The sequence below is a fragment of the Niallia sp. XMNu-256 genome, assembly GCF_036670015.1.
In the GTDB taxonomy this organism is placed as follows: domain Bacteria; phylum Bacillota; class Bacilli; order Bacillales; family Cytobacillaceae; genus Bacillus_BD.
In genome coordinates this window covers 2,699,072-2,720,768 of the sequence record NZ_CP137636.1, presented here as the reverse complement: position 1 = coordinate 2,720,768, position 21,697 = coordinate 2,699,072, and the positions used below count along the sequence as shown (strand labels likewise).

The 21,697-nt window shown below is 37.9% G+C and carries 21 protein-coding genes; 20 read left to right on the top strand and 1 reads right to left on the bottom strand.

What is annotated here, in order from left to right:
* Positions 1–5: 5 nt before the first annotated feature.
* The 11 genes from coaBC to spoVM all read left to right on the top strand — a co-directional run bounded on the left by coaBC (position 6) and on the right by spoVM (position 12,120).
* Positions 6–1,220 (top strand): bifunctional phosphopantothenoylcysteine decarboxylase/phosphopantothenate--cysteine ligase CoaBC, encoded by a 1,215-nt coding sequence (coaBC, locus tag R4Z10_RS13765; protein ID WP_338469871.1) that lies wholly within the window; start codon positions 6–8, stop codon positions 1,218–1,220.
* Positions 1,211–3,625 (top strand): primosomal protein N', encoded by a 2,415-nt coding sequence (gene priA / locus R4Z10_RS13760; RefSeq protein WP_338469870.1) that lies wholly within the window; start codon positions 1,211–1,213, stop codon positions 3,623–3,625. The genes coaBC and priA overlap by 10 nt, the downstream gene beginning before the upstream one ends.
* 304 nt (positions 3,626–3,929) lie before the next feature.
* Positions 3,930–4,415 carry a peptide deformylase gene (def, locus tag R4Z10_RS13755; RefSeq protein WP_338469869.1) on the top strand — a complete coding sequence of 162 codons (486 nt, stop codon included), beginning with the start codon at positions 3,930–3,932 and terminating at the stop codon, positions 4,413–4,415.
* On the top strand, positions 4,412–5,365 hold the full coding sequence (fmt, locus tag R4Z10_RS13750) for a methionyl-tRNA formyltransferase (protein ID WP_338469868.1): 954 nt from the start codon (positions 4,412–4,414) through the stop codon (positions 5,363–5,365). The genes def and fmt overlap by 4 nt, the downstream gene beginning before the upstream one ends.
* Positions 5,358–6,704, top strand: coding sequence for a 16S rRNA (cytosine(967)-C(5))-methyltransferase RsmB (gene rsmB, locus R4Z10_RS13745; protein WP_338469867.1), 1,347 nt, complete (start codon positions 5,358–5,360; stop codon positions 6,702–6,704). Before fmt ends, rsmB begins: the two co-directional genes overlap by 8 nt.
* Before the next feature lie 28 nt (positions 6,705–6,732).
* The gene (locus R4Z10_RS13740) at positions 6,733–7,491 is read left to right on the top strand and encodes a Stp1/IreP family PP2C-type Ser/Thr phosphatase (protein ID WP_338469866.1); all 759 of its coding nucleotides are present in this window, start codon (positions 6,733–6,735) and stop codon (positions 7,489–7,491) included.
* On the top strand, positions 7,488–9,458 hold the full coding sequence (gene pknB, locus R4Z10_RS13735; RefSeq protein WP_338469865.1) for a Stk1 family PASTA domain-containing Ser/Thr kinase: 1,971 nt from the start codon (positions 7,488–7,490) through the stop codon (positions 9,456–9,458). Before R4Z10_RS13740 ends, pknB begins: the two co-directional genes overlap by 4 nt.
* Positions 9,459–9,498: 40 nt before the next feature.
* A complete protein-coding gene (rsgA, locus tag R4Z10_RS13730) occupies positions 9,499–10,380 on the top strand; it encodes a ribosome small subunit-dependent GTPase A (RefSeq protein ID WP_338469864.1) in 882 nt (293 codons plus the stop codon).
* Positions 10,381–10,382: 2 nt separating this feature from the next.
* Complete coding sequence (gene rpe, locus R4Z10_RS13725) at positions 10,383–11,024, top strand: ribulose-phosphate 3-epimerase (RefSeq protein WP_338469863.1); 642 nt, start codon at positions 10,383–10,385, stop codon at positions 11,022–11,024.
* Positions 11,025–11,271: 247 nt separating this feature from the next.
* The gene (locus R4Z10_RS13720; RefSeq protein ID WP_338469862.1) at positions 11,272–11,919 is read left to right on the top strand and encodes a thiamine diphosphokinase; all 648 of its coding nucleotides are present in this window, start codon (positions 11,272–11,274) and stop codon (positions 11,917–11,919) included.
* 117 nt (positions 11,920–12,036) lie between these two features.
* A complete protein-coding gene (gene spoVM / locus R4Z10_RS13715; protein ID WP_338473244.1) occupies positions 12,037–12,120 on the top strand; it encodes a stage V sporulation protein SpoVM in 84 nt (27 codons plus the stop codon).
* Between the two features lie 117 nt (positions 12,121–12,237).
* On the opposite strand, the gene rpmB is transcribed toward spoVM, so the two are convergent.
* Positions 12,238–12,426, bottom strand: a complete 189-nt coding sequence (gene rpmB, locus R4Z10_RS13710) for a 50S ribosomal protein L28 (RefSeq protein WP_338469861.1) — start codon at positions 12,424–12,426, stop codon at positions 12,238–12,240.
* Positions 12,427–12,767: 341 nt separating this feature from the next.
* On the opposite strand from rpmB, the gene R4Z10_RS13705 reads away from it, so the two are divergent.
* From R4Z10_RS13705 to rnc, 9 genes are all read left to right on the top strand, one after another.
* A complete protein-coding gene (locus tag R4Z10_RS13705; RefSeq protein ID WP_338469860.1) occupies positions 12,768–13,130 on the top strand; it encodes an Asp23/Gls24 family envelope stress response protein in 363 nt (120 codons plus the stop codon).
* A gap of 17 nt (positions 13,131–13,147) precedes the next feature.
* Complete coding sequence (locus R4Z10_RS13700; protein WP_338469859.1) at positions 13,148–14,818, top strand: DAK2 domain-containing protein; 1,671 nt, start codon at positions 13,148–13,150, stop codon at positions 14,816–14,818.
* A gap of 80 nt (positions 14,819–14,898) precedes the next feature.
* Complete coding sequence (recG, locus tag R4Z10_RS13695) at positions 14,899–16,950, top strand: ATP-dependent DNA helicase RecG (protein WP_338469858.1); 2,052 nt, start codon at positions 14,899–14,901, stop codon at positions 16,948–16,950.
* A gap of 109 nt (positions 16,951–17,059) precedes the next feature.
* On the top strand, positions 17,060–17,623 hold the full coding sequence (gene fapR, locus R4Z10_RS13690) for a transcription factor FapR (protein WP_338469857.1): 564 nt from the start codon (positions 17,060–17,062) through the stop codon (positions 17,621–17,623).
* Positions 17,624–17,687: 64 nt separating this feature from the next.
* Positions 17,688–18,671, top strand: coding sequence for a phosphate acyltransferase PlsX (plsX, locus tag R4Z10_RS13685; protein WP_338469856.1), 984 nt, complete (start codon positions 17,688–17,690; stop codon positions 18,669–18,671).
* 22 nt (positions 18,672–18,693) lie between these two features.
* Positions 18,694–19,641, top strand: a complete 948-nt coding sequence (gene fabD / locus R4Z10_RS13680) for an ACP S-malonyltransferase (protein ID WP_338469855.1) — start codon at positions 18,694–18,696, stop codon at positions 19,639–19,641.
* Entirely contained in the window at positions 19,638–20,384 is a 747-nt protein-coding gene (gene fabG / locus R4Z10_RS13675) for a 3-oxoacyl-[acyl-carrier-protein] reductase (RefSeq protein ID WP_338469854.1), read from the top strand. Before fabD ends, fabG begins: the two co-directional genes overlap by 4 nt.
* Positions 20,385–20,486: 102 nt before the next feature.
* Positions 20,487–20,720 (top strand): acyl carrier protein, encoded by a 234-nt coding sequence (locus R4Z10_RS13670; RefSeq protein ID WP_338469853.1) that lies wholly within the window; start codon positions 20,487–20,489, stop codon positions 20,718–20,720.
* A gap of 197 nt (positions 20,721–20,917) precedes the next feature.
* Positions 20,918–21,685 carry a ribonuclease III gene (rnc, locus tag R4Z10_RS13665; RefSeq protein WP_338469852.1) on the top strand — a complete coding sequence of 256 codons (768 nt, stop codon included), beginning with the start codon at positions 20,918–20,920 and terminating at the stop codon, positions 21,683–21,685.
* Positions 21,686–21,697 lie beyond the last annotated feature (12 nt).

Genomic DNA, 21,697 nt, shown 5'->3' with positions numbered 1-21,697 from the left:
CGCACATGCTTAACGATAAAAAGATTTTATTATGTGTAACAGGTGGAATTGCTGTTTATAAAGCAGCTGCATTGACCAGTAAATTAACTCAAGCAGGAGCAGATGTACGTGTAATTTTAAGCGAATCTGCAACTAAGTTTGTTCCACCATTAACGTTTCAGGCCTTATCACGTAATGATGTCTACACAGATACATTTGATGAGAAAGAACCAAAAAAAATTGCCCACATTGATCTGGCTGATTGGGCCGATTTAATTATGGTGGCACCCGCAACGGCTAATATCATTGGGAAGCTTGCGAACGGGATTGCAGATGACATGATTTCAACGACCTTACTAGCCGCGACATCACCAGTCTGGATTGCACCTGCAATGAATGTGCATATGTATCAGCATCCTGCTGTGACGAGAAATATGAATCGGCTGTTAGAAGATGGGTATCGTTTTATTGAGCCTGGTGAAGGATATTTAGCTTGTGGGTATGTAGGAAAAGGAAGGTTAGAAGAGCCTGAAAGCATTGTCACGAAGGTAATTGATTATTTCAATGAGAGTACAGGTTCATTAGCCGGTACAACGGTTTTAATTACGGCGGGACCTACTCGAGAGAAAATCGACCCTGTACGCTATATTACAAATTTTTCATCGGGAAAAATGGGCTATGCGATTGCCGAAGAAGCAGTGAGAGCAGGAGCAAACGTTATTTTAGTATCCGGGCCGGTTTCACTAACCCCACCAAATGGAGTAGATGTAATTAAGGTGGAAAGTGCAGAAGATATGTACCAAGCAGTTATATCTCGCTTTAGAGAAGTTGATGTAGTAATTAAATCAGCTGCTGTTGCAGATTACCGACCAAAAAGCTATTCTGATTATAAAATAAAAAAACAACCAGGTGAACAAGTCATTGAGTTAGAAAGAACGAAAGATATCTTGTTGGAACTAGGGAAGAGAAAAGACCATCAACTACTAATTGGCTTTGCTGCAGAGACGAATAATATGGATGAATATGCACGGAAAAAGTTAGAGGGTAAAAATGCTGATATGATTGTAGCAAATAATATTGGGTTAGAGGGAGCAGGCTTCGATATCGATACAAATATTGTTACTTTTTATAAGAAAAATGGAGAGGTAACAAATTGGCCAATCTTAACAAAAAATGAAGTAGCTAAAAAAATAATCGAAGAAATGCAGCTGCTTTTAAAGGGTCAGCATGAATGTCAGTAGCGAAAGTAATTGTGGATGTACCCGCTCAGCAAACGAATAAACCTTTTGACTATCGAATTCCTGCTAGTCTAATAAATGTTATAAAACCAGGAATGCGTGTGATTGTCCCTTTTGGACCACGAAAAGTTCAAGGATTCGTTGTTGATATCGTTACCGAGTCGCAGTTTCCTAAATTAAGAGAGATTATTGAACTGATGGATATTGAGCCGATTTTAAATGAAGAACTATTAGAACTTGCAGATTGGTTAACAGACGAGACACTATGTTACAAAATTTCGGCATTCCAAGTCATGTTGCCGCCTGCATTAAAGGCAAAGTATGAAAAAAAACTTCAATTAAAGGATCGCAAAAAGTTTCCAAGTTTGTCAAAATCGATTCAGCCTTATTTTTATGAGCAAGATACGATTGACTGGGAAGATGCTGCTAACTCTGGGGAACTTTCTCAATTTCAAAAGGAAGTAGCAAACGGGGCTTTAGAAGTAAGGTACATCGTTAAAGACAGAATTAAAAAGAAACATGTAAAGATGGTTGCCCCTGCTTTGCCAGCAGAAGGATTACTACAGAGGAAAGAAGAGTTATCGAAACGAAGCAACAAGCAAATTAGTGTGATAAACTATTTTCTGTCTCATCCTAAACCGATTGAAAGACAAAAGATATTATCTACTCTATCAATATCAAGTTCTGTCATTAAAGGGCTTGTTGAAAAGGGGATTCTCTATGAAACGATGGAGGAAGTTTATCGAGATCCTTATCAAGATCGGACGTTTGAAAGAACATCTCCTCTCAAATTAACCGACGAGCAATCCATTGCGATCAAACCGATTCTACAATCGATTAACGAACAAAGGCATGAAGTGTTTCTTCTCTATGGAGTGACAGGCAGTGGAAAAACAGAAGTGTACCTTCAAACCATTCAAAAGGTGCTCCAAGGAGGAAAAGAAGGAATTGTTCTAGTGCCAGAGATTTCACTAACTCCCCAAATGGTCAACCGATTTAAAAGTAGATTCGGGGATGAAGTAGCTGTTCTACACAGTGGGTTATCGGTTGGTGAAAAGTATGATGAATGGCGAAAAATTCAACGTAAAGAGGTTCGAGTTGCTGTAGGGGCTCGATCAGCTATTTTTGCACCGTTTGAAAATTTGGGTATTATTATCATTGATGAAGAACATGAAACAAGTTATAAACAAGAAGACAACCCAAGATATCATGCTCGAGATGTAGCGATTGAGAGGGCAAAGAACTACAGTTGTCCAGTGATATTAGGGAGTGCTACTCCATCTTTAGAAACGTTTGCCCGTGCAAAAAAAGGGGTCTATCATTTATTAACATTGTCAAAACGTATGAATGAGCATAATCTACCTTCAGTAGACATTGTCGATATGCGAGAAGAATTACGGGAAGGAAATCGTTCAATGTTTTCGCGGCTCCTATATAATAAAATCGAAGATCGATTAGCCAAAAAGGAACAAACGGTCTTGTTTTTAAATAAACGCGGATATTCTTCCTTTGTCATGTGTCGAGATTGTGGCTATGTGGTAGACTGTCCGAATTGTGATATCTCCCTAACCTATCATCGTTTTAATCAACAAATGAAATGTCATTATTGTGGATTTGAGACGATCGTCCCTGCCGTTTGTCCAGAATGTTCAAGTGAGCATATTCGTTATTTTGGTACAGGGACACAAAAGGTGGAGGAAGAATTAGGTAAAATTTTCCCCCAAGCGAGGGTCATTCGGATGGATATTGATACTACTTCTCGAAAGGGTTCACATGAGAAACTGTTAAATGCCTTTCAAGAGGGAAAGGCAGATATTCTTCTTGGAACGCAAATGATTGCCAAAGGATTGGACTTTCCAAATATCACACTCGTAGGGGTGTTATCAGCTGATACGATGCTCCATTTACCCGACTTTCGGTCTTCAGAAAAAACATTTCAATTGTTAACTCAAGTCAGTGGACGGGCTGGAAGACATGAATTGCCAGGTGAGGTTGTTATTCAAACCTATACGCCTGAACACTATAGTATTATCCTTGCAGGGGAGCAAGATTTTGATCAGTTCTATCAAAAAGAAATGATGATTAGAAAGATTTCCGGATATCCGCCTTTTTATTATTTGGCACTCGTTACAGTAAGTCATGAAGAACTCATGAAGGTAATTGACGTCACCGAGAAAATAACAAAATTGTTATCTTCTAGGTTATCAAATCAGGCACAGATACTCGGGCCTGTTGCCTCTTCCATCCCTAGAATCAATAATAAGTATCGCTATCAATGTATTGTGAAATATAAGAAAGAGCCCAATTTAACCGCTACCTTAAAAAAGATTCTTGACTATCATCAGCAAGAGAGCTACTCAACAGGTCTACAGATCTCTATCGATAAAAATCCTTATATTATGATGTAAAGAAAAAAATGATATCGAACCTGTTATGTTTAAAAATAATTGGCAAGGCTAGTTATAAAGTGAAATTTCCTTCAATGAAGGGCTTACTTCATTCCTCACTGATGGTTAGCCTGAGGCTCGCAGTTTTCTGGTTATATAAGGCTGCTGCAGGTGTATTTGTTCAATACGCTAGGCCTTGGGGAGTTGACCCTCCACCTATCTTCGTTTCTAATATCATTCGAATCTTGAGGTGGGGGTCTTACTGCCCGTTAAGATGGGATAAAAATGATGTCAAATATGAAAAGTTATTGAGAGGAGGAATGAAATGGCAATAAAGAAAATTGTTACATATCCTGCAGATATTCTTGAATTGGATTGTAAACCGGTTACTGTATTTAATTCAAAGTTAAAGAAATTACTTCAAGATATGTATGACACAATGATTGAATTTGACGGAGTGGGTTTAGCGGCACCGCAAATTGGCATTGATGCGCAAATTGCGGTTGTTGATATTGATGATGGTTCAGGTACCTTCGAACTCATTAACCCGGTGATTCTTGAAACAAACGGGGAACAAATCGATGTAGAAGGTTGCCTAAGTTTCCCAGGTCTTTATGGTGAGGTGAAACGCCCTTATTATGTAAAAGTAAAGGCCTTTGATCGAAAAGGTAAAATGCAAATCATTGAGGCGGAAGGTTTCCTAGCTCGGGCCATTCAACATGAAATCGATCATTTACATGGAATATTGTTCACGTCAAAAATATCAAAGTATGTGAAGGAAGAAGATTTACAAGAGGTGGAAGAATCATGACAAAAGTTATTTTTATGGGAACTCCGGATTTTTCTGTTCCTATTTTAAGACAGTTAATTGAAGATGGATACGACTGTATCGGAGTTGTTACCCAACCAGATAGACCTGTCGGCAGAAAAAGGGTTTTAACTCCCCCGCCAGTGAAAGTAGAAGCAGAAAAGCATGGGATTCCTGTTTTTCAACCAGAGAAAATCCGTCAGTCAGAAGAACTGCAAACGATCCTTGATTTAAACGCAGATTTAATTGTGACAGCAGCTTTTGGACAAATTCTACCTAAAGAACTCCTTGATGCTCCTCGGTTTGGATGTATTAATGTACATGCCTCGCTATTGCCAGAACTTCGCGGTGGTGCTCCAATCCACTATGCGATCATTCAAGGAAAAGAGAAAACTGGAATTACGATTATGTATATGGTTGAGAAGCTAGATGCGGGGGATATATTAACAAAAGTAGAAGTACCGATTCTTGAAGATGATAATGTGGGAACGATGCATGACAAACTAAGTCAAGCAGGCGCGAAGCTTTTATCGAACACAATACCTGCTTTATTAAATAAAGAGTTAACGCCAAAAAAACAAGATGAAGCACTAGCTACTTTTGCTTATAATATTAAAAGGGACCAAGAAAAAATCGATTGGACTAGTCCCGGAGAAACTATTTATAATCACATCCGTGGATTAAACCCTTGGCCTGTTGCATATACCGTGTTGCAAGGAACGGTCATTAAAGTATGGCAAGCCTCCAAAGTTCCAACTAGTAAACAAGCCGCTCCAGGAACGATTATTTCAATTGAAGAGGATGGTTTTATCATCGCAACAGGGAATGAGACTGGGATTAAAATGATTGAATTACAACCAGCAGGGAAAAAAAGAATGTCTGCTGGTCAGTTTTTAAGAGGGGCAGGATCACAATTGACTACTGGAATAATATTAGGGGACTCACATGAATAAAACACGTAAAAATGTAAGAGAAACAGCACTAGATATTCTTGAAGCCGTTGAAAAAAAGCAGTCTTATAGTAATTTACTTTTAAATCAATATATTAACAAAAATAATTTAAATGAAAAAGACATTGGTTTATTAACCGAGTTAACCTATGGAACGATTCAAAGAAGAATGACACTTGATTATTATTTATCTCCGTTTATTTCTAAAAAGAAAAAGATCGAAACGTGGGTTGTACAGCTATTACGACTAACGGTTTATCAAATGGTTTATTTAGACAAAATACCTGATCGAGCAGCCATTTATGAGGCTGTTGAAATTGCCAAAAAAAAGGGTCATAAAGGAATTACCGGCTTAGTAAATGGAATCTTACGCAGTATTCAAAGAGAAGGACTGCCTTCATTTGAGGTTATTGAAGATCCGATTGAAAGGATATCCATCAAAACAAGTCATCCTTTATGGCTTGTGAAAAGATGGGTAGAGCTATTCGGATACGATGAGACGTTAAAAATGTGTGAGTTAAATTTAACAGCACCCATTATGACAGCAAGAGTTAATTTGACGAAAACAACGATGGAACATTGTCTAAACCTTTTAGCTGATGAAGGTTATACAGTCGAGGTCAGCTCTGTTATTCCCGAAGCCATTTATTGCTTAAAAGGTAATTTAGCTCGTTCTAAGGCCTTTCAGGAAGGTTACTTGACCATTCAGGATGAAAGTTCAATGGCTGTCGCTTTAGCTTTAGGAGTAGAAGAAAATCAGAGTGTTCTTGATGCATGTGCAGCACCAGGCGGAAAAACAACCCATATTGCTGAGAAATTAAACAAAACTGGCCATGTTATTTCATTGGACTTACATGATCATAAAGTGAAATTAATTCGTGAAAATGCATCCAGATTAGAATTGCCAAATATTGAAGCGAAAACATTAGACAGCCGTCTTGTTCATGAACACTTTGATCAAGCATCCTTTGATCGAATCTTGTTAGACGCACCGTGTTCGGGTCTCGGAGTTGTTAGGCGAAAGCCGGATATTAAGTATACAAAAAAAGAAAGCGATTTATACGAGCTTCAAAAAATTCAAAAAACGTTACTAAAGTCAATGGCCCCGTTATTAAGAAAAAATGGTATTCTAGTTTATAGTACATGTACAATTGATCCTGAAGAAAATCAGCAAGTGATTGAGGACTTTTTAAAACAACATCCCGACTTTGAGCGTGATTCTAATTTAAGTGAACGGATGCCTGCCAAACTACAACCTTTTGTACAAAATGGTGAAATACAAATTTTACCGCAATATTTTAACTCGGATGGATTTTATATTGCCTGTTTAAGGAAAAATTGATAATGGTCGAAAGTAGGTGATGGATGGTATGAAAGCCGTTTTTTTAACAGACCGGGGGAAAGTAAGGCAACATAACGAAGATAATGGAGGCGTTTTTCTTAATCGAGCAGGTCAAAGGATTGCAATGGTTGCAGATGGAATGGGTGGTCATCGGGCAGGGGATGTGGCCAGCCACTTAACCATCATGAAATTAAAAGAAATATGGGAAGAAACCGAAAAGATCGAGACACCTGAACAAGCTGAGAATTGGTTCAAAGAACAAATTAAGCTTGTGAATGTAACAGTGTTCCAGCATTCCCAACAAAATGTGGAATGCGAGGGGATGGGAACTACGATTGTCGCTGTTATCATTACAGAAATGTTTTCAACAATCGCCCATATTGGTGACAGCCGCTGTTACATTTTAAATGAAGCGGGGCTATCACAAATTACCGAAGATCATTCCCTAGTTAATGAACTAGTTAAGACTGGGCAAATCTCTAAAGAAGACGCTGAAAATCATCCTCGCAAAAATGTATTGACAAGAGCGCTAGGTACAGCAATTTTTGTTGATATGGATATTAAAACAATCATTATTGAAGAAAATGATACCCTTCTACTTTGTTCGGATGGATTATCTAACAAAGTGAATGAAGAAGAAATCGAGAGTACTTTAAACAGTGAGAAATCAATTAAAGAGAAAGCAACGACTCTCATTGATATGGCTAATGAATATGGCGGCGAGGATAATATATCCCTTATTATTGTCGAGTTTACTCCTGAAGAGTTTTATGGTGATCAACAATGATGATCGGGAAAAGAATCAGTGACCGCTATAAGATATTAGAAATGATTGGCGGGGGTGGAATGGCAAATGTCTATTTAGCGCATGATATGATACTAGATAGAGATGTTGCCGTTAAAGTATTACGATTAGACTTTGCTAACAGTGATGAATTTATTCGTCGATTCCATCGAGAGGCACAATCTGCTACAAGTCTTGCTCATCCCAATATTGTCAGTATTTATGATGTGGGCGAAGAAGATTCAATTTATTATATTGTCATGGAACATGTTAATGGACAAACATTGAAACAATACATACAAAATCATTCACCTGTAGTGATTGAAGACGCATTAGCGATCATGGAACAAATCACTTCAGCAATTTCCCATGCACACGAAAACCATATTATTCATCGGGATATAAAGCCACAAAATATCTTGCTTGATCGTAGTGGCAATGTGAAAATTACTGACTTTGGGATTGCCATGGCATTAAGTGCGACAAGTATTACGCAAACCAATTCTGTACTTGGTTCTGTTCACTATCTATCCCCTGAACAGGCAAGGGGAGGCGTGGCTAATCATAAATCTGATATTTATGCACTTGGAATTGTGATGTTTGAACTGTTAACAGGTAGATTGCCATTTTCAGGAGAATCTGCTGTTTCAATTGCATTAAAACATTTACAAACAGAAACTCCATCGCTGCGCAGATGGAATCCAAATATTCCTCAAAGTGTTGAAAATATTGTGTTAAAAGCAACAGCAAAAGATCCGTTTCATCGATATGAAAGTGTAGAAGAAATGGAGGAGGATATTCGGACAGCACTAGATCCTAGCCGTGTCAATGACCCGAAATTTACGCTCCCAGTAGATGAGGATGCAACAAAAGCAATACCGATTATTACTGATGAACACGAACATACATATTCAAGTTTAGACGAAACCATTGTCCATAATTTTGAAACAAAAAAGGTTGGACAAGCGACAACAAAGGAATCAGATGAAAAGGTTCAAAAGTCAAAGAAGAGCAAAAAAGGACGAATCCTATTTATTTCTGTTTTAAGTTTTTTACTGGCAATTTCCATTTTAACAATTATTTTTCTTCCATCTCTTCTTACTCCTAAAGACATAGACGTCCCTGATGTTACTGGAATGCCTTTAGAAAAAGCTGTTTCAGAACTCGTAACAACCGGGTTTGTTATTGGTGAAACAAAAGAAATCAGTCACGACGAAATTGAAGATGGTGATGTTGTTAAGACAGATCCGAAAGCTGGAAGATTGGCAAAAGAGGGTAGTGAAATTACGGTTTACAAGAGTACAGGAAAGGCAAAGTTTAAGTTATTAGATTATCGTAAACAAAATTATGATGATGTTTTTAGTTTGTTAAATGCTAAAAACTTTAAAGATATTGTCATGGAAGAAGTGTATGATGAATCTGTAGCTGGAACGATTATAGACCAAAACTACCCTGCTGGGAATGAAGTTGTTCCAGAAGAAACCATTTTGGAATTTAAAGTCAGTATGGGTCCCGATCAAATCGTTTTAAAAGATCTAAGTGAATATTCGGTATCGGGGGTTCAAGACTATGCGGATGATGTCGACTTAATTGCAGATGTCTCTCAAAAAGAATTCCACGAGACCATTTCTTTAGGCCATGTCATCTCTCAAGATCCAAAACCTGGTACAAAGGTCGAAAAAGGCTCAAAAATCACAGTCATTATTTCGAAAGGGCCACCAGCAATACCGCCAAGTGTAAAAACGGTAAAGGTTAATATTCCATATAAGCCTACGGAAGAAGGAACTCCACAAACAGTTGTAATATTGGTAGATGATATGAATCATGATTTAAATGAGCCATTTCAAACATTTGAGATCACTCAAAATGAAACAAAAGAGTTCCAACTCACGATTCTCCCAAATACAACGGCAACATATCAGATCGTGGTAGATGATCAAGTTGTGGAAACAAATACGGTACATTATTAATTAAGTGAAATTAATGAATTAAGAATTAAGGAGCGTTTTTATGCCTGAAGGCAAAATTGTAAAAGCATTGAGTGGGTTTTATTATGTATTAAGTGAAGGTAACATCATCCAATGTCGAAGCAGAGGGGTGTTTCGGAAAAATAAAATTACCCCATTAGTCGGAGATGAAGTGATTTTTCAAGCTGAAAATAATTTAGAAGGCTATATTCTTGAAGTGAAAGAACGGAAAAACAGTTTAGTCAGACCGCCAATCGCTAATGTCGACCAAGCAATATTAGTATTCTCCGCAACGGAACCGGGTTTTAGTACGGCCTTGCTCGATCGTTTTCTCGTATTAATTGAATATAATCGGATTACACCGATTATTTGTATCACAAAAATGGATTTAATTAATGATGAAGAAAAACATATTATTAAGGAGATTGTTGAAGATTACAAAGATGCAAATTACACGGTTTTACTAACTTCTTCCGAGACAGAAGAGGGAATCGAAAAACTTTTTCCTCATTTAAATGGTGTCATTTCTGTATTTGCAGGACAATCTGGAGTTGGAAAATCATCTTTATTAAATGCTCTTAACCCTGAATTAGAGTTAAAGACCAATGATATTTCGAACCATCTAGGAAGAGGGAAGCATACAACAAGACATGTTGAGTTAATTCAAATTGGTGATGGTCTTGTTGCAGACACACCTGGTTTTAGTTCATTAGAGTTTACTGATATTGAAGCGGAGGAATTGAACTTTTGTTTTCCAGATATTCAAAAGTTAAGTGAAGAATGTAAATTTAGGGGCTGCCTTCACATAGCAGAACCAAAATGTGCAGTAAAGAAAGGGATGGAGAATGGGGACCTCCCTTCCTACCGTTACGAACATTATAAAGAATTCTTAGAAGAGATAAAAAGCAGAAAGCCGAGGTATTAAACATGGTTAAAATAGCACCTTCGATTTTATCAGCAGATTTTTCAAAATTAGGCGAGGAGATTAAAGATGTAGAAAGAGGAGGGGCGGAGCTTATTCACATTGATGTTATGGACGGTCATTTTGTCCCAAACATTACGATCGGCCCATTAGTAGTTGAAAGTATCCGACCGATCACAAAGTTACCTCTAGATGTTCATTTAATGATTGAAAATCCTGATCAATATATTGAGTCATTTGCAAAAGCTGGAGCCGACTACATTACGGTTCATGTAGAAGCTTGTAAACATCTACACAGAACCATTCACTACATAAAATCATTTGGTGTAAAGGCTGGGGTAGTACTTAACCCAGCTACACCCGTTGGATGGATTGAACCCATTATCGAAGAACTTGATATGGTGTTATTAATGTCTGTTAATCCTGGATTCGGTGGCCAACAATTTATTCCGTCAGTACTAGATAAAATCAAAAGTGTAAAAGAATTAGCGATACAAAAAGGGGCAAAGTTAGAAATTGAAGTAGATGGTGGAGTAAATGAAAAAACTGCTCGGGCTTGTGTAGAAGCAGGTGCAACCATTCTAGTAGCTGGATCGGCTGTTTTCAATCAAGAGGATCGTGGAAAGGCGATTTCATTATTAAAATAATAATAGTATCTTTTAAAAAAAGAAGTCGTTAATAGTACGGCTTCTTTTCACATTTAACTTCATTCCTCACTTCTAAAAGTGGGGAATGAATGCAATAGCTTTTCGATTCAGTGGGAGGTAATCCCCGCTGAATGAAGTTAGGCCTCCGGCGGATGTTTCGGATTTTTTAGGGGGAATTTATCGAACGTGTTTGATAAAAATCCGGACGCAAATTCGACGGGCGAATTTGATTAAAGGAAGGGAAATAATGATTATACATATATTAGCAGGGGGTCCTGTAGAACTGCTTCCCGATTTGTCTGTTTTTATAAAAGATGAGGTGACATGGATAGGTGTCGATAGAGGGGTCTATACGTTATTAGAACATGGAATAAAACCCAATATAGCGTTTGGCGACTTTGATTCCATCTCACAGGAAGAATTACAGGAGGTTGAAAAAGAGGTCGCCCAGTTATATCAGTTCTATCCAGAAAAAGATGAAACCGATATGGAACTCGCCTTGAATTGGGCAATAGATCAAGAGCCAGAAAAGATCCGTATTTTTGGTGCCACTGGTGGACGGCTTGATCATATGTTTGGAAACCTCCAACTGCTTATTGGAGCGTTAAAAAAAGATGCTAAACTTGACATTGAAATGATCGATCAACAGAATATTATTTTTGTTAAGGCACCAGGTACATACAAAGTCGGTAAATCCAACGATAAAAAATATATATCGTTCATTCCGATTACAAGTGAAGTCAATGGGTTGACCTTAAAGGGCTTTAAATATCCATTAAACGATCGTCATATTCCACTTGGATCTACACTATGTATAAGTAACGAGATTCTCATGGATAATGGTACTTTTTCTTTTTCTGATGGCATATTAATGATAGTAAGAAGTACCGATTAATTTTCTTTACTAAATGAGTACTAATTTTTAGCATTTGAATAAGATATATGGTTGTAGAATGATGAACTGTCATATCTGACATAAACGATATTTGGTTTGCTTAGGAGGGACATAATAATGAAATTTTATACAATTAAATTACCGAAGTTCTTAGGAGGAATTGTCCGGGCGGTATTAGGATCCATGAAAAAGGATAACTAGAGTTGTTATATGATAATGCACTCATTTTAAAATGAGTGCATTTTTTAACGAAATATTCATAATATAGAATTTTTATCGGATAAAAAAAGACGCCCTAAAAGCAGGACGTCACAAATGTTATACGCGTTCAACTTTACCAGAACGCAAAGCTCTTGCAGAAACCCAAACACGCTTAGGCTTTCCATCAACAAGAATACGAACCTTTTGTAGGTTAGCACCCCATTTACGTTTATTAGCGTTCATAGCATGAGAACGTGCATTACCTGTAGTTGTTTTTTTACCAGTTACAACACATTTACGTGGCATTTATTTTCCCTCCTTGCTGCAAAAACTGAAAGCTGCTTTCAGTTATATTCCATTTTTATAGAGCTGGCTTTTACGCCACATCTCCTGTAGCCATATTGGCATGCCCAAATAAATGGGCCTTAATGTGAAAAACCGCTAGTGTTGCGTTTTTCGTCCATTAAAATATACCTTAATAATTTATCACACAAACATGTTGAATGCAATAAAAATCAGCAACACACGTTAAAAATTACCCGGAGAGATGACGAAATAAGTACATCATAAGAATAACTTTCAAAAAGAGGTTCGATATAGTAAAATGTTTTTAGTCAAGGAGCAAATTCCAAAAGGGGGAATAACACATGTCCATCGAATTAACCACTACATACGGACAGATTGATATTTCAAATGATGTAATTGCCACCATTGCAGGTGGAGCGGCAGTCGATTGTTATGGAATTGTTGGAATGGCATCTAAAAATCAAATTAAAGATGGATTCACTGATATATTACGAAAAGAAAATTTTACCCGTGGAGTAATTGTTCGTCAAGAGGATGAACAAGTTCATATTGATATGTATATTATTGTTAGTTACGGAACAAAAATTTCCGAAATCGCCCATAATGTTCAATCCAAAGTAAAGTATACATTGGACAGAACAGTTGGACTTGCCGTTGACACAGTAAATATATTCGTACAGGGTGTTCGTGTAACGAATCCGTGATTGAGGGAGGAAGGATTGTGTCAATAACAGTTTTGGACGGTAAACGTTTTGCAGAGATGGTGATCCAGGGGGCTAACCATTTATCTGCTAATGCAGAATACGTAGATGCACTGAATGTTTTCCCGGTCCCAGATGGAGATACCGGAACAAATATGAGTTTATCGATCAATTCCGGTGCAAAAGCAGTAAAAGGGCAAACCGTAACGCACATTGGAAAAGTCGGTGCAGCTCTTTCAAAAGGTTTATTAATGGGAGCCCGCGGCAACTCAGGCGTTATTCTTTCCCAGCTTTTCAGGGGGTTTTCTAAATCCATTGAAAAGAGAGAGTCTATTAACAATAAAGAATTTGCGCAAGCCTTTCAAACTGGAGTTGAAACAGCCTATAAGGCGGTTATGAAGCCAGTAGAAGGGACGATTTTAACGGTAGCTAAAGACTCAGCAAAAGCCGCAGTCAGAGCTGCAGAAAAGAATGATGACATCATATATGTAATGAGTGAAGTTGTAAAAGAAGCTAAAGCATCTTTAAAGAGAACTCCTGAATTATTACCCGTACTAAAAGAAGTCGGTGTAGTAGATAGTGGAGGTCAAGGACTTGTGTATGTTTATGAAGGCTTCCTTGCGCAATTAAAAGGAGAACCATTATCGGATTCTACGACGGCTTTGCCTTCAATGGAAGAACTTGTAAGCGCAGAACATCATATGAGTGCTCAGAGTCATATGAATACAGAGGACATCGTGTTTGGTTATTGTACAGAGTTTATGGTGGATTTAAAAGATCAAAAACGTGCCCAAAAGCCTTTTTCAGAAGAGGATTTTCGTCAAGAAATAAGTCAATTCGGTGATTCTCTCTTGGTCATTTCGGATGAAGAAGTTGTTAAAGTTCATATCCATTCCGAGAATCCAGGTGATGTGTTGAGCTATGGCCAGCAATATGGCAGTCTTTTGAACATGAAGATTGAAAATATGAGAAAACAACATACAAATATTGTTGGTGAAACTCATGCTGTTGTTAACCATGAGCCAAAAACAAAACAAGAGTATGGAGTTGTAACTGTTTCAATGGGAAGTGGGATTGCTGAGCTTTTCAAAAGTATCGGAGCCAATGTAGTTATTGAAGGCGGACAAACAATGAACCCAAGCACAGAGGATATTGTAAAAGCAATTGAAGATGTGCATGCAGAAAAAGTAATTATCCTTCCAAATAATAAAAATATTATTATGGCGGCAGAACAAGCAGCAGATGTAAGTGATGTAGAGGTCGTTGTTGTCCCATCGAAAACAGTACCACAAGGGATGGCAGCTTTACTTGCTTTTAACCCTAATACTGATTTACCAACGAATAAACAAAGCATGTCCCAAGCTTTCGAACATGTTAAAACAGGTCAAATCACGTTTGCTGTTCGTGATACGATGATCGATGGACTTTCGATCGAAAAGGATGATTTTATGGGGATTTTAGACGGTAAAATCATTATCAAAAATAAAGATAAACGAGTGACTGCAAACGAACTATTGAAAAAAATGATTGATGAAGACTCAGAAATTGTGACCATTCTAAAGGGAGAAGATGCAACAGAAGAGGATGTTGCATCACTAACTGGATTAATCGAAGAACAGTATGAGGATGTAGAAGTCGAGGTTCATAACGGGAATCAACCGTTATATCCTTTTATTATTTCAGTAGAGTAATGCTCCCCTTTGATAGAACTTATAGATAAGGGAGGGGTGAAGTAGCATAACAGAATTCATGATGATTTCTTGTGCTGCTTATGAAAGTGACTAATGTATTAACTCAATCCGTTACAGAGATAAAAGGAATTGGTGACGAAACCGCTCAAGCCTTAGCAGAAATGAATATATATAATATTCAAGAATTATTATTTCATTTTCCGTATCGATATGAAGATTATCGTTTGCGTGATTTGTCTGAGGTAAGTCATGAAGAGAAAATTACAATCGAAGGGAAGGTTCATAGTGAGCCTTCTCTTACCTATTATGGGCGGAAACGATCACGATTAATGATTCGTTTACTTGTTGACCGCTATTTAATTAGTGTGGTGTTTTTTAACCAACCGTACTTAAAGAAAAAAATTACTATTAATGAAACCGTTACGGTCTCAGGTAAATGGGATAGTCATAGGCAAACATTGACTGCGAATGAGCTGAAAATCGGTTCATCCCATTCTCAAGACTTTGAACCTATTTATCCTGTTAAAGGGAAAATGACGGTTAAAGGAATGAGACGCTGTCTGCAATTAGCGATGACACAGTATGGACAGCTTGTAGAAGAAACCATCCCAAATTCATTAAGGCAAAAATATAAGTTAATGAGTATTCAAGAAGCGTTACAGACGCTTCACTACCCGAAAAACGGAAATGACTTAAAGCAGGCAAGAAGGCGTTTCATATATGAAGAATTTCTATTGTTTCAATTAAAAATGCAAGCGTTAAGAAAGATTGAGAGGGAGAATTCAAAAGGAATTTTGCAGGAAATTTCATTGGAAAAAGTAGAGAAGTTTATTGAAACTCTCCCCTTTCCATTAACAAATGCACAAAATCGGGTTGTAAATGAAATATTGTCTGATATGGAAAGTCCATATCGGATGAACCGGCTTTTACAAGGCGATGTTGGTTCAGGGAAAACAGCTGTCGCAGCAATATCGTTACTAGCCACAGTAACAGCAGGGTTTCAAGGGGCATTAATGGTACCAACTGAAATTTTAGCTGAGCAGCATGTCGAATCTCTAAAACAATTGTTTGTACATTTAGAGATTCGCTGTGAATTATTAACTAGTTCAGTAAAAGGAAAGCGTCGAAAGGAAATTCTTTCACAACTGCAAGCAGGCGATATCGATGTTTTAATTGGAACCCATGCCTTAATCCAAGATGAGGTGGAATTTCATCGCCTTGGATTAGTTATTACCGATGAGCAGCACCGGTTTGGTGTTGAGCAACGCAGGATTCTTCGTGAAAAAGGTGAAAATCCAGATGTTTTGTTTATGACGGCAACACCGATTCCACGAACACTTGCTATTACTGTTTTTGGTGAAATGGATGTATCGATTATTGATGAAATGCCTGCTGGTAGAAAAAGTATTGAAACGTATTGGGTTAAGCCAAATATGTTAGATCGGGTTCTTAGTTTTGTTGAGAAGGAATTACAAAGAGGTCATCAAGTTTATGTGATCTGTCCGTTAATTGAAGAATCGGATAAGCTAGATGTTCAAAATGCGATTGATGTGCATAGTTCCCTCGTTCATTATTTTCAAAATCGGTTTCAAGTTGGCCTTATGCATGGAAGGCTGCCTGCGGATGAGAAGGATGAAGTCATGAAGGCTTTTAGTGAAAATAAATATCACATTCTTGTTTCGACAACTGTAGTTGAAGTAGGTGTGAATGTTCCGAATGCAACACTTATGGTGATTTATGATGCGGAGCGTTTCGGATTATCTCAGCTCCATCAATTAAGGGGTCGAGTTGGGCGTGGCAGTGATCAGTCTTATTGTATCCTCCTCGCTGACCCAAAATCAGAAACAGGGAAAGAAAGAATGAAAATCATGACCGAAACGAATGATGGGTTTCTTCTGAGTGAAAAAGATCTAGAACTACGAGGTCCCGGCGACTTTTTCGGTAAAAAACAAAGCGGCTTGCCCGAATTCAAAATGGCTGATATGGTCCACGATTTTGCGGCTTTAGAAACAGCAAGAGGGGATGCAGCTATTTTAGTAGAATCACCTTACTTTTGGAATGCGGAAGACTATAAGCTGCTAAGGGATTATTTGGCAAAATCTGGGATCTTGCAAGGTGAAAAGTTAGATTAAACGCGAAAAGCAGATGGTTTAGAAATGACTACTTTATTTCTTGCAATCTGCTTTTCTTAATTATATACTACTTTTAGTACCTAGTCTTAGTATCATGGATGGTGTCAAAATGAAACGAAATAAACGGGATAGACAAAAACTATTACAACAGACGATAAAAGAAAATCCGTTTGTAACCGATGAAGAATTAGCACAACAGTTCTCCGTCAGTGTACAAACGATTCGTCTCGATCGCCTTGAGTTATCCATTCCTGAACTAAGAGAACGAATTAAAAATGTAGCAGAAACAAAGTTTGATAATGAAGTTCGCTCGCTGCCAATTGATGAGGTAATAGGGGAAATTATTGATATCGAATTAGATAAAACGGCGATATCTATTTTTGATGTCAAAACGGAACATGTGTTTAAACGAAATGGCATCGCTCGTGGACATCATTTGTTTGCGCAAGCCAATTCATTAGCTGTAGCCCTTATAAACGAGGAACTTGCTTTGACAGCAAAAGCAAACATTCATTTTATCCGTTCTGTTAAGGAAAATGAACGTGTTGTCGCAAAAGCAAAAGTCGTTAATATTGATCGTGAGACAGGTAGAACTACAGTTGAGGTCAAAAGTTATGTGAATCAGGAGCTTGTATTTAAAGGCGAATTTGATATGTATCGAACAAACATGTAATGAAAGTCTGCAGTTATGATGTTCAGGTAAAACAGGTGGATAAGGGAGTTGTGAATAAGCAAATATGAGAATCGCAATTGATGCAATGGGTGGAGATCATGCCCCAAAAGAGATTGTACATGGTGCCCTAAAAGCGATTGAAGCTTTTTCTGATGTGAGTGTTGTTTTAGTTGGGGATGAGCCTAAAATTAAGGAATACATAAAGAATTCAGAGAGAATCGAGATTATCCATACCGATGAAGTGATTCTTGGGACGGATGAACCTGTAAGAGCAGTACGAAGAAAGAAAAATGCTTCCATGGTGTTAGCTGCCAAAGAGGTAAATGAAGGAAGAGCAGATGCCTGTATATCCGCTGGAAATACAGGGGCATTAATGGCTGCAGGATTATTTATCGTTGGCAGGATTCAAGGAATTGAAAGGCCAGCCTTAACACCAACATTACCCACAATTGGTGGAGAAGGGTTTATCCTCTTAGATGTTGGTGCAAATGCTGATGCAAAGCCGGAACACCTTGTTCAATATGCATTAATGGGTTCCATTTACAGTGAGAAGGTAAGAGGGGTTAATCGGCCACGAGTAGGCTTATTGAATATTGGAACAGAAGAAACAAAAGGCAATGAATTAACAAAACATACATACGAACTGTTACAAAAAGCCGATATTCATTTTATCGGAAATGTCGAAGCACGCGACCTTCTCGATGGGGTTGCTGATGTTGTTGTAACAGATGGGTTTACCGGAAATATGGTTTTGAAAACAATCGAAGGTACAGCGATGTCTATTATGAAGATGTTAAAAACCACTTTAACGTCTAGTGTAAAAACCAAACTAGCTGCTGCTGTTTTAAAACCTAATCTATATGGATTAAAAACTAAAATGGATTATTCGGAATATGGTGGTGCTGGACTTTTTGGTTTGAAGGCCCCTGTTATTAAAGCACACGGCTCATCAGATGCCAACGCTATTTATAATGCCATTAGACAAGCTAAAACGATGGTTGATTATAAAGTAACGGAAAAAATTAAAGAAGCTGTCCAAAATAGCTAAATGACAATGTAGGAGGAAAAGAATGGGTAAAATTGCATTTATTTTTCCAGGTCAAGGTTCTCAAACGGTTGGCATGGGAAAGACTTTAGTAGAAGCTTATAAACCTTCGGAACAGTATTTTTCATTAGCTGATCAAAAATTAGGATACCCGCTTTCGAAGCTTATTTTTGAAGGCCCGCAAAATGAATTGACATTAACCACAAATGCACAACCTGCACTACTTACAACAAGTATTGCGATTCTTGAGCATTTTAAAAAGTCTGGAATTACCCCAGATTATGTAGCGGGTCATAGTTTGGGAGAGTATACCGCTCTTGTGGCGGCAGGTGCTTTTTCATTCGATGAAGGAGTATATGCTGTGCGTAAAAGAGGCGAATTTATGGAGAATGCTGTACCGAATGGAGAAGGTACAATGGCAGCAGTGCTTGGACTTGACCGCGATAAACTGGCAGAAGTGACAAATGAGATCACAGAAAGTGGCCATCTTGTTCAATTAGCAAATATTAATTGCCCAGGGCAAATCGTAATATCTGGAACGGCAAAAGGGGTTGAATTGGCGGGAGTTAAAGCAAAAGAAGCGGGGGCTAAGCGGGTCCTACCTCTTGAAGTGAGTGGTCCATTCCACTCCGAGCTTATGAAACCAGCAGCCGAAAAATTAAAAGAAGTACTAGATGATATGACGATAAAAGGGGCTGAAATTCCAGTCATTACTAATGTTGCCGCAACACAAATGACTGAAGCCGCTGATATTAAAGAAAAGTTAATTCAACAGCTGTATTCACCTGTACAATGGGAGAAAACAGTGGAATACTTAATTGATTCTGGTGTAGATACTTTTATTGAAATTGGTCCAGGAAAGGTGTTATCAGGACTCGTGAAAAAGGTAAGTCGCACTGTAAAAACATATGCTGTAAATGATTTGGAATCAAGTGAAGTCGTAATGGAAGCATTGAAGGAGGGAACAAAATGAAACTAGCAGGAAAAAAAGCGTTAGTAACTGGAGCATCACGAGGAATTGGACGTGAAATTGCCATTGAATTAGCAAAACAGGGTGCAGATGTTGCCGTCAATTATGCGGGCAGCGAGGCAAAAGCGTCCCAAGTTGTGGATGAAATAAAAGTGTTAGGTCGTGACGCTTTTATTATTCAGGGGGATGTTTCAAATAGCGAATCTGTGTCAAATATGGTAAAGGAAACCATCGATCGTTTTGGTGCCCTTGATATTTTAGTGAATAATGCAGGGATTACTAGGGATAATCTCCTTATGCGTATGAAGGAAAATGAATGGGATGACGTAGTAAATACGAATTTAAAAGGTGTTTTTCTTTGTACAAAGGCAGTAACTCGACAAATGATGAGGCAAAGAAGCGGTCGTATTATCAATATTTCATCGGTTGTTGGGGTTAGCGGAAATCCTGGACAAGCTAATTATGTAGCTGCTAAAGCAGGTGTGATTGGCTTAACAAAGACTAGCGCAAAAGAACTTGCTTCTCGAGGGATTACTGTAAACGCTGTGGCTCCAGGCTTCATAACTACTGAAATGACGGATACATTATCACAAGAAATACAAGAGGAAATGTTAAAAACGATTCCTTTAGCGCAATTTGGCGAACCAAAGGATATTGCCAATGCCGTTGTCTTTTTAGCATCCAATGAGAGTAGATATATTACAGGACAAACCATTCATGTAAATGGTGGAATGGTGATGGAATAAGAATCCATTTTCCTTCCGTCTTATTTCAACTATTTCTTCAAAAAAAGGTTTCACTTTTGTAAAGAAATCCACTATAATGACCTGAGGGGAGGTGAACAAACAATGGCAGAAGTATTAGAGCGCGTAACAAAGATCATTGTAGACCGTCTAGGTGTAGAAGAATCAGAAGTTAAATTAGAGGCTTCTTTCAAAGATGATCTAGGTGCAGATTCCCTAGATGTAGTTGAACTTGTTATGGAACTTGAAGATGAATTCGATATGGAAATCTCTGACGATGATGCAGAAAAGATTGCAACAGTCGGTGATGCTGTAACTTACATACAGGCAAAACTATAATCACAAGCTAGAAGAAAAAAGCTCCGTTTTTACGGGGCTTTCTTCAATATATGGACAAAAATAAACAATAGCGGGAAAGTGAATTTGTAAAAGCTTTTTAGGAGAGAAAAAAGTATCTATAAACTTTTGCGTTTTTATCTATTATTACGTAAACTTTTACTAGTGAACTGATTAATAATTATAAGGTGGAATTATTCATGCGTAGCAAGTACGGAAAAGAGAAAAAAACAATGCGTACAACAGACAAGCAATTTAACGAATTCCAAGAGAATATTGGAATTTTTTTCACCCAGACGAAACTATTAAAGCAAGCCTTCACCCATTCCTCTTATGTAAATGAACATCGACGGAAGCCTTATGAAGATAATGAAAGACTTGAATTTCTAGGTGATGCGGTGCTTGAGTTAACGGTATCAAAATTTTTGTTCTTAAAATATCCGATGATGAGTGAAGGTGAATTAACAAAATTAAGGGCTGCAATTGTGTGTGAACCATCCCTTGTATCATTTGCTAATGAATTAAATTTTGGAAAGTATATTTTACTTGGTAAGGGAGAGGAATTAACGGGAGGAAGAGAGAGACCAGCATTATTGGCAGACGTTTTTGAGGCTTTTATCGGTGCATTATTTCTGGATAAAGGAATTGAAAATGTCTATCAATTTTTGGAAAAACATGTGTTCCCGAAAGTAGATGAAGGCGCTTTTTCATATGTTATGGACTTTAAAAGTCAGCTTCAAGAATGGGTCCAGCGCGATAATGCAGGTCCGCTCCAATATAAAGTATTAGTAGAAAAAGGACCTGCCCACAGCCGGGAATTTGTATCGGTTGTTCTATTAAATGGTGTTGAGATTGGTACAGGCACTGGCCGTTCGAAAAAGTCAGCAGAACAGCATGCTGCACAAATGGCTCTGGAAAAGCTTAAAAACCATCTTCAAGAACCTCTTTCAGAAACGCGTCCAGAGTAAGGAGGAAAAAGG